Here is a 14,580-nt window from a genome sequence, read left to right as displayed (position 1 = left end):
ACATCAAAGCGCGGGTAAAGGAGTGACCGGGTGCCGCTGATCATGCTCGGCGCGCCGCTCGGCAACCCCGGCGACGCGTCGGCCCGGCTGCGCGAGGCGCTGGAGACCGCCGACGTCATCGCCGCCGAGGACACCCGCCGGCTGGCGCGGCTGGCCGCCGACCTCGGCATCTCCATCACGGCGAAGACGGTCTCGTATTTCGAGGGCAACGAGGAGCGCCGCACGCCGGACCTGGTCGAGGCCCTCCAGCGGGGCGAGACCGTCGCGGTGATCACCGACGGCGGCATGCCCTCCGTGTCCGACCCCGGGTTCCGCCTGGTGCGGGCCGCGCTGGCGGCGGGAATCGCGCTCACGTCGGTCCCCGGGCCGAGCGCCGTGACGACGGCGCTGGCACTGTCGGGACTACCGTGCGACCGGTTCTGCTTCGAGGGCTTCCCGCCGCGCCGGCCCGGCGAGCGCCGCGCCTACTTCGACGACCTGGCCGACGAGCCGCGGACGCTGGTGTTCTTCGAGGCGCCGCACCGCATCGCCGGCACGCTCGCCGACCTCGCCGCCGCGTTCGGCCCCGACCGGCCGGCCGCGCTGGCCCGCGAGCTGACCAAGACCCACGAGGAGGTCCGGCGGGCGCCGCTCGGTGAGCTCGTGGCCTCGGTCGGCGCCGACCCGCCGCGCGGCGAGATCACCCTGGTCGTCGGCGGCGCGGTGGGGGTGGGCGCCGTCGTGGTCGCGGCCGCGGCCGACCTCGCGGCCGCGGTCGCCGCGCTCGAAGCCACCGGGACCACGCGCAAAGCGGCGATCCTGGCGGTGGCGAAGGCACACGGACTCCCGAAACGCCAGGTCTACGCCGCGGTGGTCGCGACGCGCTGAGACGCTGGTCAATCCCCGCGGGTTTCTTGATCGGCGTTCGAGGAACGAACCTGCAGCGTGACTTCGCGTTCGTTCCTCAAACGGCGATCACGGCGGCAGACACCGACCTATCGAGCAGATCACGACGACGGACAGTGGCGGCTGCGGGCGAACCCGCGACTCGGGACGCGCTAGTACGTGACCGCGAGCATCGCCGCCAGCAGGGTCAGTGGGCCGGCGAGGCCCAGGAGGGTGGCCGTCCGGCGGGCGGGTCGCTCCGGGAGGCGCCGGACGCCCGTCCCCCAGACGACGCCCAGCCCGCACAGCAGGATCAGGGCCACGCCGAGGGCCGCCCGGCTCACCGTGTCGGCCTCCACGTACACGCGGGCGCCCCGCTCCGAGGTCATCCGGGCCGGCGTGGGCACGCCCGGGTCGGGCGCGTCGCCCATGACGGGCAGGGCGTCGCGGGCGAAGCCGGCGCTGGTGAACGTGCCGAGGCAGCGGTCGCCGGAGCAGGTCGTGACCGTCACCGTGCCGCGCTCGGCGTGACCGACGGCCAGCCACAGCGGCTCGGCGGTCACCCAGGCGAAGAACGCCGACAGCAGCGCCAGCAGTACCAGGGCCACGAGGCCGCGCGCCGATCCGGCCGCGGCGGTGCGGCCCTTCCGCGGTGACGACGGCGGACGCGTCGGCCGGCGTCCGGTGACCGCCACCGCACCGAGGGAGCGCAGCGACCCCACGGACGGGTCGGCCAGCGGGCGGGCCCGCTCCTCCGCCCAGCCCTCGCTGACGACGGGACGCGCCCGCTTCGCGCGCGGCTGGTCGGGGATCGGATCGTCGCCGAACAGCAGGGGGCGGTCGTCGGCGAGGGCGGGGATGGGCTCGTCGACGAAGACCGGGGCCGGCTCGGCGGCGAGCGCCGGAATCGGTTCGTCGGCGAAGGGGAGCGGACCGAACTCCACCGCCTCGAGGTCGATCAGTTCACGGGTCTCGTCGGAGGAGTCGGACTCGTCGGGTGCCGCGTGCGCGGGTCCGGCTGCGGGGGGCCCGGGGGTCTCACCCAACCAGTCGGGGGTCCAGGCCGTGGTGGAGTGATCCCTGTTCATGAACCCATTGCACTACAAATATCCCTTATGCGCAGTTAGATCCCGGCTGCGTGTCGGCAAAGCGGCCTCTTAGGCTTGGTGTCCATGAGTCACGTTCTCGCCGCGGTCGCCTGGCCCTACGCCAACGGCCCGCGCCACATCGGTCATGTGTCCGGCTTCGGGGTGCCCTCCGACGTGTTCAGCCGGTACATGCGCATGGCCGGTCACGACGTGCTCATGGTCTCGGGCACCGACGAGCACGGCACGCCGATCCTCGTCCAGGCCGAGAAGGAGGGCGTCACCCCGCGCGAGCTGGCCGACCGGTACAACCGCATGATCGTCGAGGACCTGCACGCGCTGGGCCTGTCGTACGACCTGTTCACCCGCACCACCACCCGGAACCACTACGCCGTGGCGCAGGAGCTGTTCAAGGTCTGCCACCGCAACGGGTACATGATCGCGAAGGTCACGCAGGGCGCGATCTCGCCGTCCACCGGCCGCACGCTGCCCGACCGCTACATCGAGGGCACCTGCCCGATCTGCGGCTACGACAGCGCCCGCGGCGACCAGTGCGACAACTGCGGCAACCAGCTCGACCCGATCGACCTGATCAACCCGCGCAGCCGCATCAACGGCGAGACCCCGATGTTCATCGAGACCGAGCACTTCTTCCTCGACCTGCCGGCGCTGGCCGACGCGCTGGGGGAGTGGCTGCGCACCCGCACCGACTGGCGGCCCAACGTGCTGCGGTTCTCGCTGAACCTGCTCGAGGACCTCAAGCCGCGCGCGATGACCCGCGACATCGACTGGGGCATCCCGGTGCCGCTCGAGGGCTGGGAGGACAACCCCGGCAAGCGCCTCTACGTCTGGTTCGACGCGGTCATCGGGTACCTGTCGGCGTCGGTCGAGTGGGCCCGCCGCACCGGCGACCCGGACGCCTGGCGGAAGTGGTGGACGCCCGAGGTCAGCCGGGCCTTCTACTTCATGGGCAAGGACAACATCACGTTCCACTCCCAGATCTGGCCGGCCGAGCTGCTCGCCTACAACGGCGAGGGTGCCAAGGGCGGCGAGCCCGGGAAGATGGGGAAGCTGGCGCTGCCCACCGAGGTGGTGTCGAGCGAGTTCCTCACCATGGAGGGGAAGAAGTTCTCCAGCAGCCGGTCCGTGGTGATCTACGTCCGCGACTTCCTGGCGCGGTACGACGCCGACGCGCTGCGGTACTTCATCGCGGTGGCCGGCCCGGAGTCCAACGACACCGACTTCACCTGGGCCGAGTTCCGCCGCCGCAACAACGACGAGCTCGTGGCCGGCTGGGGCAACCTGGTCAACCGGTCGGTCTCGATGGCGCACAAGAACTTCGGCGCGGTGCCGCCCGCGGGCGAGCTCACCGAAGATGATCAGAACCTGCTCGCGGCGGTGCGGGCGGGGTTCGAGAGCGTCGGGAAGCTCATCGAGCGGCACCGGCAGAAGGCGGCGATCACCGAGGCGATGCGGATCGTCGGCGAGGTGAACAAGTACGTGTCCGACCAGGCGCCGTGGAAGCTGAAGGACGACCGCGACCGCCAGGGCACGGTGCTGCACGTCACGCTGCAGGCGGTGAGCGACTGCAACACGCTGCTCTCCCCGTTCCTGCCGCACTCCGCGCAGAAGGTGCACGAGCTGCTCGGCAACAAGGACCTGCACACGCCGATGCCGGAGATCCGGGAGGTGGACGACCTCGACGGCGGCCCGGGCTACCCGATCCTCAGCGGCGACTACGCCGGCGGCGCGAAGTGGCGGTCGGTGCCGGTGGAGGTCGGCCGCGAGCTGGCGGCGCCGAAGCCGGTGTTCAGGAAGCTCGACGAGTCGATTGTCGAGGAGGAGCTGGCCCGCCTGGCCGGCTGAAGGCTGAGACGTGCGCGAGATCGAGTTCGGCGTCGCCAATGTGGCGGCGTGCCCGCTGGGACGGCCCGGCGGGTGGGTGCTGTGGATCGACGGGGTCGCCCAGTCCTACGTGGACCTGGTCGACCCGACCCATCTGGAGTTCCCGTACATGCGGCGGGTCGCGGCGGTGTTCGACACCGTCGCGCCGGCCGGGCGTCCCCTGAGGGTTCTCCACCTCGGCGGCGGCGCCTACACGCTGCCGCGCTACCTTGCGGCGACCCGGCCGGGCTCGGAGCAGACGGTGGTGGAGCGCGACGCCAAGCTCGTGGCGCTCATCGACGAGCTGCTGCCGCTGCCCGACGACTCCGGCATCGAGATCCGCATCGACGACGCCCGCGCCGTGGTCGAGGAGACCCCGCCGGGCACGTTCGACCTCGTGATGGCCGACGCCTACCAGGCGGGTGTCATCGAGAGCAGCACGGCGACCACCGAGTTCGTGGCGGCGGCGTACGAGGTGCTCGCACCGGGCGGCACGTACCTCGTCAACGTCACCGACCTGCCGCCGCTGGCGTTCTCGCGTCGCCAGGTCGCCACCGTGCGCACGGCGTTCGCCGACGTGTGCCTGCTCACCGAACTCTCGCTGGTGAACGGCAAGCGCCACGGCAACACGGTGATCGTCGGTCGGAAGCCACCCGGGAAGCTGCCGGTGGCCCGGCTGACCCAGCTGATGCGCACCTCCGGCGGCGCCATCTCGCACGGCGCGCTTCTCGACGAGTTCGCGCAGGGCGCCAAGCCGCTGGTGGACGGCGCGATCCGGTAAGGGATCCTGGACGACGATGAGCAACAGACGCAGCGGCCGTCGTGAGGGCGGCTTCCCACCGGTGCCGGACCCGCTTCCGGTGCCCGTGGTCGACAGCCACACCCACCTCGACATGGTGACCGACCCCGACGTCACGGGCGTCGAGGGCACGGTCGCCGCCTCGGTCGAGGCCGCGCGGTCGGTCGGTGTCGATCGCCTCGTTCAGGTCGGTGTGGACGTGGAGACGTCGCGCTGGGGCGTGGCGGCCGCGCATGAGCACCCGTCGATCGTGGCGACGGTGGCCGTGCACCCGAACGCCGCGCCGCGACTGTCCGATGTGGACGAAGCACTGCGCGGGATCGACGCCCTGGCCGCCGACCCGCGGGTGCGGGGCATCGGCGAGACCGGGCTCGACACGTTCCGCACCGGCGACGACGGGCGCAAGGCGCAGGAGGAGAGCTTCCGCGGTCACATCGAGATCGCCAAAAGGCACGGCAAGCCGCTGGTGATCCACGACCGCGACGCGCACGCCGACATCCTGCGGGTGCTCGACGAGACCGGTGCGCCCGACACCGTGGTGATGCACTGCTTCTCCGGCGACGTCGACTTCGCCCGCGAGTGCGTGCGCCGCGGGTTCGTCCTCAGCTACGCGGGGGTGGTCTCGTTCGGCAGTGCGTCGGCGCTGCGGGTCGCGGCGGCCGCGACGCCGCTCGACCACATCCTGGTGGAGACCGACGCGCCGTACCTGACGCCGATGCCGCACCGCGGGCGGCCGAACGCGCCGTACCTCATCCCGCTCACCGTGCGGGCGCTGGCCGCCGCGACCGGCACCGCGGTGGAGCCGTTGTGCGAGGCCATCTCCGCGAACGGCGAGCGGGTCTTCGGGCCGTGGTGAGCCCGTTGCTGGGACCGGCGGACATCCGGACCCTGGCCGCCCGGCTGGGCGTGCGGCCCACGAAGACGCTCGGCCAGAACTTCGTCCACGACCCCAACACGGTGCGGCGGATCGTGCGCGCCGCGGAGCTGTCGCCCGACGACGTGGTGCTGGAGGTGGGTCCGGGCCTGGGTTCCCTGACGCTGGCCCTGCTGCCCGACGCGGCACACGTGCACGCGGTCGAGCTCGACCCGGTGCTCGCGACGGCCCTCCCGTCGACGGTCGCCGAGCGGGCGCCCGACCTCGCCGGCCGGCTGACCGTCCACAGTGGAGACGCCAAGCGGGTCGTCGCCGCCGACCTCGCGCCGGCACCGACCGCGCTGGTGGCGAACCTGCCGTACAACGTCGCCGTGCCGGTGGTGCTGCACCTGCTGGCCGAGCTGCCCACGCTGGCCTCGGGCCTGGTGATGGTGCAGAAGGAGGTGGCCGACCGGCTCACCGCCGAGCCCGGGTCGCGCGTTTACGGGATACCGACGGCCAAGCTGGCCTGGTACGCGGCCGCCCGCCCCGCGGGCCGGGTGCCGCCGGCCGTCTTCTGGCCGGTGCCCAACGTCGACAGCGGGCTGGTCCGGTTCGTCCGGCACGACCCGCCGCCGGGCGACCGCGAGCGCACGTTCGCCGTGGTCGACGCCGCGTTCGCGCAGCGCCGCAAGACCCTGCGCTCGGCGCTGTCGGGCTGGGCCGGCGGCGCCGTGCGGGCCGAGAAGGCACTCGTGGCGGCCGGGATCGACCCCGGCCTGCGCGGCGAGGCGCTCACGATCACCCAGTTCGCCGCCATCGCTTCCGCCGCGTCGACGGCGAGCGGGTATGGTCGGCACTCGTGACTGAGCCCCTGGACGAGGCCGAGGTCGAGCGCCCGCGGCTGGGGCGGCTCGGGCCGGTCCGGGTGCGTGTGCCGGCGAAGATCAACCTGCACCTGCGGGTCGGTGACCTGCGGGCCGACGGCTACCACGAGCTGAACACCGTCTACCACGCGGTGAGCCTCTACGACGAGCTCACCGCGCGGCCCGGCGACACGCTGGCGCTGACCATGGAGGGCGAGGGTGCCGGGCACCTGCCGCTCGACGAGTCGAACCTCGTCGTCCGGGCGGCGCGCCTGCTGGCCGAGCACACCGGCCGCCCGCCACACGCCCGGCTGCACCTGCGCAAGAACATCCCGATCGCCGGCGGGCTGGCCGGCGGCAGCGCCGACGCCGCGGCCGCGCTGGTGGCCTGCGACGCGTTGTGGAACACCGGGCTGAGCCGCGACCGGCTCGCCGACCTCGCCGCCGACATCGGCTCCGACGTGCCGTTCCTGGTGCTCGGCGGCACCGCGTTGGGCACCGGCCGGGGCGAGCGGGTCTCGCCCGTGCTGGCCCCGCACCACACCTGGCACTGGGTGCTGGCGTTCGCCGAAGAGGGCCTGAGCACCCCGGCGGTCTACGCCGAGCTCGACCATCGCCGCGCGAACGGCATCGCCGACACCGTGGCCGGTGAGCCCGACACGCTGCTCGCCGCGCTGCGGCAGCGCGACCCGGAGATCCTCGCGGCCACGCTCGTCAACGACCTGCAGGGTCCGGCGATCGCGCTGCGGCCGGAGCTGATGCGGACGCTGATGGCACCCGACGAGGTCGAGGCGCTCGGCGGCATCGTGTCCGGGTCGGGCCCGACCTGCGTGTTCCTCGCCGCCGACGCCCGGCACGCGGCCGAGATCGTGGCCGTGCTGGAGCGGTCGGGCCTGTGTCGCACCGCGTGCGCGGTGACCGGACCGGTTCCGGGAGCCCGGGTCGTCTGATGGCCAACGTGATCAACCTGGACCGCGTGTCCAAGGCCTACCCCGACTCGGCCCTCCTCGAGTCGGTGTCGCTGGGGCTCGACGAGGCAGACCGGGTCGGCGTGGTCGGGCTCAACGGGGCGGGCAAGACCACGCTCCTGCGCCTGCTCGCCGCTGCCGACGAACCCGATTCGGGACGCGTGACGCACCGCCGCGACCTGCGCGTGGCCACCCTGCCGCAGCAGTTGGACCTGCCGCCCAACGCCACCGTTCGCGACGTCGTGATCGGCGCCGCGTGGCTGCCGGCCGGGTTCGACGCCGAGCACGAGTGGGCCGGCGACGCCGCCGTCCGCACCGTGCTCGACGGCCTCGGCCTCGACCGGCTCGGCCTCGACTCGACCGTCGGACCGATGTCGGGCGGGGAGCGGCGGCGGGTCGCGCTCGCGGCACTGCTGGTCCGCGCGTCCGATGTCCTGGTTCTGGACGAGCCGACCAACCACCTCGACCTCGCCGGCGTGCGCTGGCTCGCCGACCACCTGGTGCGCCACCGCGGTGCGCTGGTCGTCGTGACCCACGACCGCTGGTTCCTCGACGCGGTCTGCACCTCGACGTGGGAGGTCGGCGGCGGCACGGTGCGCGCGTACGAGGGCGGCTACGCGGCGTGGGTGCTGGCCCGGGCCGAACGCGAGCGGGTCGCCGCCGCCACCGAGGCCCGCCGGCAGAACCTGCTGCGCAAGGAGATCGCGTGGTTGCGGCGCGGGCCGCCGGCGCGCACGTCGAAGCCGAAGTTCCGCATCGACGCGGCCAACGCGCTGATCGCCGACGTTCCGCCGGCCCGCGACACCGTGACGCTGCACAAGCTGGCGACGGCCCGCCTGGGCAAGCAGGTGTACGAGCTGTCGGACGTGTCGCTCTCCTACGGCAAGCCGATCCTGTCCACTGTGGACTGGCTGGTCGGGCCGGGCGACCGGATCGGGCTGCTCGGTGCGAACGGCAGCGGGAAGTCGACGCTCCTGCGCGTGCTCGCGGGCACGGTCAAGCCCGATCGTGGGACGGTGCGGGTCGGCTCGACGGTGCGGCCGGCGTTCCTGTCGCAGGAGCTCGGCGAGCTGCCGCTCGGTGCCCGGGTGCTGGAGGCGGTCGAGGAGATCGCCCGACGGGTGGTGCTCGGCAAGCGCGAGATCTCCGCCGCGCAGCTGGCCGAGGAGTTCGGGTTCACCGACCGTCGCCTGTGGACGGTCGTCGGTGACCTCTCCGGTGGCGAGCGGCGCCGGCTGCAGCTGCTGCGGCTGCTGGCCGCCGAGCCGAACGTGCTCCTGCTCGACGAGCCCACCAACGACCTGGACATCGACACGCTGGCCGCGCTGGAGGACCTGCTCGACTCCTGGCCGGGCACCCTCGTGGTCGCCTCGCACGACCGGTACCTGCTGGAACGGGTCTGCGACCGGATGATCGGCATGTTCGGCGACGGCCACCTGCGCGACCTGCCCGGCGGGGTCGACGAGTACCTGTCGCTGCTCACGCCGGTCACCTCGACTTCGAACGCGGCCGCGCGCCCGACGAAGAGCGACTCCCGCGCGGCCCAGAAGGAGATGGCCCGGCTGGAGAAAGTGGTCGACCGCCTCACCAGGCGCGAGGAGAAGCTGCACGCGCAGCTGGCCGAGCACGCCACCGACTACGAGAAGGTGGCGGCACTCGACCAGGAACTGCGCGACGTGCGGGCCGAGCGCGAGGCGGCCGAGGAGGCCTGGCTCCTCGCCGCTGAGTAGTTTCGGCCCCCGCGCCGCGCGGCTTCGCCGGGTAGGCGAGAATCTGAACCATGTACCTGGCACACATCCCGATCAACCACCACCTGCGGGGCCTGTGGCGGGCGGTCGCCGCGCTGAGCGGGCTGTACCTGGTGGCGCTGGGGGTCTACGGCATCGTCGAGACCAGCGGCCTGGAGCTGTTCGCCCAGGACGACCTGCCCGAGGTGTTCGGCCAGCAGCTCAACCCGGCGAGCTCAGGCATGCTGCTGGTGCTGGGCGGCATCGTGGTCCTCGTGACCATCGTCGGGCGCAACCTCGACCACTTCGGCAACTTCTGGATCGGGCAGATCCTGGTGATCGTCACCCTGCTGGCGATGGCCGTGCTGCGCACCGACGCCAACATCCTCGGCTTCAACATGACCTCGGTCGTCGTGGTCATGAGCGTGGGCACGCTGATCCTCGCGAGCAGCCTGTACGCCAAGATCGGCCGCTCCGACCACTCGGAGCGCCACGACGTCAGCGACGTGCAGCACCCGAACCCGCGCGTGAACGCCTGAGAGTCAGCGGCTGCCGCGCCTGGTGACCAGGCGCGGCTTCGCCTCCAGGTGCGACAGGCCGTTCCAGGCCAGGTTCACCAGGTGCGCGGCGACCGTCTCCTTGCGGGGCTTGCGCACCTCCAGCCACCAGCGGCCGGTCAGGGCGACCATCCCCACCAGCGCCTGCGCGTACAGCTCGGCCAGCTTCGGGTCGTAGCCGCGCGTCTTGAACTCGGCGCCGAGAATGTGCTCCACCTGGTGGGCGATGTCGTTGAGGACGCTGGAGAAGTTGCCCGTCGCCGACATCACCGGAGACTCGCGGACCAGCACGCGGAACCCGTCGGTCTCGCCCTCGATGTAGTCCAGCAGCGCCAGCGCCGCCTGCTCGAGCAGCTCGTGCGGGTGGCCCGCGGTGAGTGCCGTGGCGATCTGGTGCAGCAGGGCCCGCACCTCCCGGTCGACGACGACCGCGTACAGGCCCTCCTTGCCACCGAAGTGCTCGTACACCACCGGTTTGGACACTTTCGCGCGAGCCGCCACCTCCTCGACGGAGGTGGCGTCGAATCCCTTCTCCGCGAACAGCTGCCGGCCGATCAGGATGAGCTGCTCGCGGCGCTGCGCCGAAGACATCCGGACCCGGCTGTTCTTCGGCGGTGCCACCGTGGGCGGCACCGCCTTCGGGGGCGGGATGCTGTTCGGAGGCGGTGGTGCGGGTTCGCTGGACTCGCTGAGATACCCGTCGGTCACTTACCCATCGTGCCAGTGCCCGCGAGCCGTTTCGCATCCAACCGGTCGGCCTTGGGCCAGCGCACGTTGGAAACCCAGCCCAGCTTCTCGAACAGCCAGATCACCCGGGCGTTGATGTCGATCTGTCCCTTGTCGACGCCGTGCCGGGCACAGGTGGGGTCGGCGTGGTGCAGGTTGTGCCAGCTCTCACCGAACGACAGGATCGCCAGCGGCCAGAAGTTCGACGCCTTGTCGCCCTCGCGGGTCTCGAACGGACGCTCGCCGTAGACGTGGCACACCGAGTTGATCGACCACGTGACGTGGTGCAGCAGCGCGATCCGCACCAGCCCGGCCCAGAAGAGCCCGGCCAGCGCGCCCTGCCACGACCACGTCACCAGGCCACCGATGACGCCCGGCAACCCGACCGACGCCGCCACGATCCACAGGAACGCCTTGTCGACGCGCTGGATGTCCTTGTCGGCCACGAGGTCCGGCGCGAACCGCCCCGGGTTCGACAGGTCGCGATGGAAGAGCCAGCCCATGTGCGCGTAGAACAGGCCCTTGGTGAGGCCCCAGAAGCTCTCGCCGAACCGCCACGGGGAGTGCGGGTCGCCCTCGCGGTCGGAGAACGCGTGGTGACGGCGGTGGTCGGCGACCCACTGGGTGGGCTGGCCCTCGATGGCGAACGATCCGGCCAGCGCCAGCGCGATCCGCAGCGGACGCTTCGCCTTGAACGAGCCGTGCGTCAGGTACCGGTGGAAACCGGTGCCGATCCCGATGCCCGCGACGCAGTAGAAGAACACGAACATCACGACGTCGATCCAGCTCATCCCCCAGCCCCAGGCGACCGGGACGGCGGCGATCAGCGCCACGAAGGGGAGGACCACGATCACCCACAGCCCGATGAGGATCCCCATCGACTGCTTGCCGGTGGTCAGCGGCTTGGGACCCGCCTCCTGATCGGCGGGCGTCGGGGTCGGTTCGAGTACGGCGGTCACTGGCACCTCGCTGGATGACTGGGGGCTGGGTACGTGTGGGCCGGTCAGCCTGATTGTGGTTCCGAGGCTGACCTGAGATCGGAGATTGGCCGGATGTGTGGCGGCGGTCTGCCTGCCGTGCTTGTGGGCCCGATGTGCTGCTGTGTTCGTGGGTCTGTGGGCCTGCATGTCGCGGCGGCCGTCCCCGCGTGACCGGGTGCCGGACAGGGGCTCCACGCCCTCTGCCGCGCCCTCTGTCACTTCGGCTACGCCTACGTCACCGTAACCTACGGAACCGTAGCTTCCAAGCGGTCCGCATGCCACGTTTTGACGTACGGGTGTTCGAATGTCGCGCGGTGTAGCGCGATGGACACCGGCGTACCCGCACCCGGTGGAGCGAAACGGCTGCGGCGCGCCAACCGTGCCGACGCGGCGGTAACGGCGTCGCCTGGTGGGGTTCGATTCGATACGCTGGGCAGGCTTTCGGCGGTGGTGTAATCGGCAACACCTTTGGTTTTGGTCCAAATGTTCCGGGTTCGAGTCCTGGCCGCCGAGCTTTACGTCCTGTGCCGCGCGGGCCGTCCACCCGATCGGGCCACCCGATCGGGTTCGGCCGGTCCGCCGATCCGGTCGTCCACCCTCACCCGCGCCCCGGCCGGCCGACGCCCGCTGGCTACCATGGCCGAGGTTCCTGCTGGCTCATGTCGAGGGAGCGCAAATGCGCACCGTGATCGTCCTTGCCGCGGGCGTGGGGAAGCGGATGAAGTCCGATCTCCCCAAGGTCCTGCACCCCGTTCTCGGCCGTACCCTCGTCGGGCACGTGCTCACCGCGGTCGACAGCGCGTTACCCGGGTCCCGGGTGCTGGTGGTGATCGGTCGGGGCGCGGAGCGCGTCGCCGAACACGTGGCCGAGGTCGCCCCGCACGCCGGCACGGTGCTCCAGACCGAGCAGAAGGGCACCGGTCACGCGGTGCGGGTCGCGCTCGAGGACGTGCCCGACGACGCCGGTCCCATCGTGGTTCTCAACGGCGACCTGCCGATGATCACGCCGGAGACGCTCCGGGGGCTGGTCGAGGGGCACGAGGCGGCGAAGGCCGGTGTCACGCTGCTCACCGCGAGGGTGGCCGACCCGGGCGGCGCGGGCCGGATCGTCCGTGGTGCCGACGGGTCGGTGACCCGCATCGTCGAGCAGCGCGACGCGTCCCCCGAAGAACGGGCGATCGACGAGATCAACGCGGGCGCGTACGCGTTCGACGGCGTGGCCCTGCGCGAGATGCTCGGCAAGATCTCCACCGACAACGACCAGGGTGAGGAGTATCTCACCGACGTCGCGGGGCTCATGGTCGACGGCGGTCTGCTGGTGCGGGCGCACCGCACCGACGACCCCGACGAGACGATGGGCGCCAACGACCGGGTGGAGCTGGCCACGCTCCGTGCGGTGATGCGCGACCGGGTGAACGCCGGGTGGATGCGCGCCGGTGCCGGCATCGTCGACCCGACCAGCACCTGGATTGACGTCACCGCGCGGGTCGAGCCCGACGCGGTCATCGAGCCGAACACGCACCTGCGTGGCGCCACGGTGGTCGCGCGGAGCGCCACCGTCGGGCCCGACACGAGCCTGATCGACACCACCGTGGGTGAGGGCGCCAGCGTGGTGCGTGCGCACGCCGTGCAGGCCGAGATCGGCGCCGGCGCGAACGTCGGTCCGTACGCGTACCTGCGCCCCGGCACCGTCCTCGCCGCCACCGCGAAGGTTGGCACGTTCGTGGAGACCAAGAACGCGAAGCTGGGCGAGGGAGCGAAGGTTCCGCACCTGTCGTACATCGGTGACGCGACCGTCGGTGAGCATTCGAACGTCGGCGCCGCAACGGTTACCGTCAACTATGACGGGGTACGGAAACATCACACCGTGATCGGTGCACATGCCCGGACCGGTGCTGACAACATGTTCGTTGCACCGGTCGAGGTCGGCGACGGCGCCTACACCGCGGCCGGCAGCGTGATCGTGAACGATGTGCCGCCGGGCGCGCTCGGCATCGCGCGGGGTACCCAGCGCAACGTCGAGGGCTGGGTGGCCCTCCGGCGGCCGGGAACGGCGGCCGCGCGGGCCGCCGAGGCGGCGGCGTCATCAGACGCGATCGGACCAGACGAGCAACAGACGGGCTGACCACATGACGGTGACGGACGTGCCCCGGCAGGACACGGGCGTGAGTCGGGGAGCGAGCCGATCGATGAGCAGCATCCAGGCCGAGAACCGCAAGTCGCTGATGCTGTTCAGCGGGCGGGCCTTCCCCGAGTTGGCCGAGGAGATCGGCGGGGTGCTCGGCGTCAGGCCGACGCCGATGGACGCGTACGACTTCGCCAACGGTGAGATCTTCGTCCGTTACCGGGAGTCGGTGCGCGGCTGCGACGCGTTCGTCGTCGAGTCGATGTCGTCGCCGGTGAACAAGTGGATGATGGAGTCGCTGATCATGGTCGACGCGCTCAAGCGCGGGTCGGCCAAGCGGATCACCGTCGTGCTGCCGTTCTACCCGTACGCGCGGCAGGACAAGAAGCACAAGGGCCGCGAGCCGATCTCGGCGCGGCTGATGGCCGACCTGTACAAGACGGCCGGCGCCGACCGCATCCTCACCGTCGACCTGCACACCGCGCAGGTGCAGGGCTTCTTCGACGGCCCGGTCGACCACTTGTTCGCGATGAACCTGCTGGCCGAGTACGTCGAGGAGAAGTGGGGTGACCGGCCGATCACGGTCGTCGCGCCCGACTCCGGGCGGGTGCGGGTCGCCGAGCGCTGGACCGACCGGCTGGGCGGTTGCCCGCTGGCGTTCATCCACAAGACGCGCGACCCGATGAAGCCGAACCAGATCGTCGCCAACCGGGTGGTCGGCGACGTCGAGGGCCGGGTCTGCATCATCGTCGACGACATGATCGACACCGGCGGCACGATCGTGCGGGCCGCCGAGATCCTGTTCGACGAGGGCGCGGCCGACGTCGTGGTCGCCGCCACCCACGCGATCCTCAGCGACCCGGCCACCGAGCGGCTGCACAACAGCAAGATCAGCGAGGTCGTGGTCACCAACACGCTGCCGCTGCCCGCGCAGAAGGTCCTCGACAAGATCACCGTGCTGTCGATCGCGCCGCTGATCGCCCGTGCCATCCGCGAGGTCTTCGACGACGGCTCGGTCACCACGCTCTTCGGTGGGCTCTCCTAGCGTCCTGAATCGCAGGTTCGCGCGCAGTCGTGGACTGGGCAAAGCCGGCATTTCAGCTCGGAGGGACCCCGCCGCCACTGCCCGCCATGCCCTGATCGTCG

At 71.6% G+C, this 14,580-nt stretch carries 13 protein-coding genes and 1 tRNA gene; 11 read left to right on the top strand and 3 right to left on the bottom strand.

Features of this window, described 5'->3' with window-relative positions:
* The first annotated feature begins 42 nt into the window (after positions 1 to 42).
* Complete coding sequence (gene rsmI / locus Voc01_RS26505) at positions 43 to 867, top strand: 16S rRNA (cytidine(1402)-2'-O)-methyltransferase (protein WP_203930312.1); 825 nt, start codon at positions 43 to 45, stop codon at positions 865 to 867.
* Between the two features lie 170 nt (positions 868 to 1,037).
* Here rsmI and Voc01_RS26500 read toward each other — a convergent pair whose 3' ends face one another.
* The gene (locus tag Voc01_RS26500; RefSeq protein ID WP_203930266.1) at positions 1,038 to 1,952 is read right to left on the bottom strand and encodes a hypothetical protein; all 915 of its coding nucleotides are present in this window, start codon (positions 1,950 to 1,952) and stop codon (positions 1,038 to 1,040) included.
* Positions 1,953 to 2,036: 84 nt separating this feature from the next.
* On the opposite strand from Voc01_RS26500, the gene metG reads away from it, so the two are divergent.
* Genes metG through Voc01_RS26465 form a run of 7 tightly spaced genes read left to right on the top strand, consistent with a single transcriptional unit; the run spans position 2,037 to position 9,585 of the window.
* A complete protein-coding gene (gene metG / locus Voc01_RS26495) occupies positions 2,037 to 3,815 on the top strand; it encodes a methionine--tRNA ligase (protein WP_203930265.1) in 1,779 nt (592 codons plus the stop codon).
* Positions 3,816 to 3,825: 10 nt separating this feature from the next.
* Positions 3,826 to 4,614 carry a spermidine synthase gene (locus tag Voc01_RS26490; RefSeq protein ID WP_203930264.1) on the top strand — a complete coding sequence of 263 codons (789 nt, stop codon included), beginning with the start codon at positions 3,826 to 3,828 and terminating at the stop codon, positions 4,612 to 4,614.
* 16 nt (positions 4,615 to 4,630) lie between these two features.
* A complete protein-coding gene (locus tag Voc01_RS26485; protein WP_203930263.1) occupies positions 4,631 to 5,488 on the top strand; it encodes a TatD family hydrolase in 858 nt (285 codons plus the stop codon).
* Positions 5,485 to 6,351, top strand: a complete 867-nt coding sequence (gene rsmA / locus Voc01_RS26480) for a 16S rRNA (adenine(1518)-N(6)/adenine(1519)-N(6))-dimethyltransferase RsmA (RefSeq protein ID WP_203930262.1) — start codon at positions 5,485 to 5,487, stop codon at positions 6,349 to 6,351. Before Voc01_RS26485 ends, rsmA begins: the two co-directional genes overlap by 4 nt.
* On the top strand, positions 6,348 to 7,301 hold the full coding sequence (locus Voc01_RS26475; protein WP_507772764.1) for a 4-(cytidine 5'-diphospho)-2-C-methyl-D-erythritol kinase: 954 nt from the start codon (positions 6,348 to 6,350) through the stop codon (positions 7,299 to 7,301). Before rsmA ends, Voc01_RS26475 begins: the two co-directional genes overlap by 4 nt.
* On the top strand, positions 7,301 to 9,049 hold the full coding sequence (locus tag Voc01_RS26470) for an ABC-F family ATP-binding cassette domain-containing protein (RefSeq protein ID WP_203930261.1): 1,749 nt from the start codon (positions 7,301 to 7,303) through the stop codon (positions 9,047 to 9,049). Before Voc01_RS26475 ends, Voc01_RS26470 begins: the two co-directional genes overlap by 1 nt.
* A 50-nt stretch (positions 9,050 to 9,099) precedes the next feature.
* Positions 9,100 to 9,585, top strand: a complete 486-nt coding sequence (locus tag Voc01_RS26465) for a DUF4383 domain-containing protein (RefSeq protein WP_203930260.1) — start codon at positions 9,100 to 9,102, stop codon at positions 9,583 to 9,585.
* 3 nt (positions 9,586 to 9,588) lie between these two features.
* Here Voc01_RS26465 and Voc01_RS26460 read toward each other — a convergent pair whose 3' ends face one another.
* Both Voc01_RS26460 and Voc01_RS26455 read right to left on the bottom strand, forming a co-directional pair.
* The gene (locus Voc01_RS26460; RefSeq protein ID WP_203930310.1) at positions 9,589 to 10,194 is read right to left on the bottom strand and encodes a TetR/AcrR family transcriptional regulator; all 606 of its coding nucleotides are present in this window, start codon (positions 10,192 to 10,194) and stop codon (positions 9,589 to 9,591) included.
* A gap of 113 nt (positions 10,195 to 10,307) precedes the next feature.
* Entirely contained in the window at positions 10,308 to 11,288 is a 981-nt protein-coding gene (locus Voc01_RS26455) for an acyl-CoA desaturase (RefSeq protein WP_445009831.1), read from the bottom strand.
* 462 nt (positions 11,289 to 11,750) lie between these two features.
* Between Voc01_RS26455 and Voc01_RS26450 the strand changes: the two genes are divergently transcribed.
* From Voc01_RS26450 to Voc01_RS26440, 3 genes are all read left to right on the top strand, one after another.
* Positions 11,751 to 11,822: transfer RNA gene (locus Voc01_RS26450), tRNA-Gln, on the top strand.
* Positions 11,823 to 11,985: 163 nt separating this feature from the next.
* Positions 11,986 to 13,434: a bifunctional UDP-N-acetylglucosamine diphosphorylase/glucosamine-1-phosphate N-acetyltransferase GlmU gene (gene glmU, locus Voc01_RS26445; protein ID WP_203930259.1), complete on the top strand. Its 1,449-nt coding sequence runs from the start codon at positions 11,986 to 11,988 to the stop codon at positions 13,432 to 13,434.
* Positions 13,435 to 13,498: 64 nt separating this feature from the next.
* Complete coding sequence (locus Voc01_RS26440) at positions 13,499 to 14,479, top strand: ribose-phosphate diphosphokinase (protein ID WP_203930258.1); 981 nt, start codon at positions 13,499 to 13,501, stop codon at positions 14,477 to 14,479.
* Positions 14,480 to 14,580: the final 101 nt, after the last annotated feature.

Origin of the sequence: Virgisporangium ochraceum, assembly GCF_016863655.1 — a bacterium.
In the GTDB taxonomy this organism is placed as follows: Bacteria; Actinomycetota; Actinomycetes; order Mycobacteriales; family Micromonosporaceae; genus Virgisporangium; species Virgisporangium ochraceum.
The sequence above is the reverse complement of the archived record's forward strand: the minus strand, read 5'-3'. Positions and strand labels throughout refer to the sequence as shown.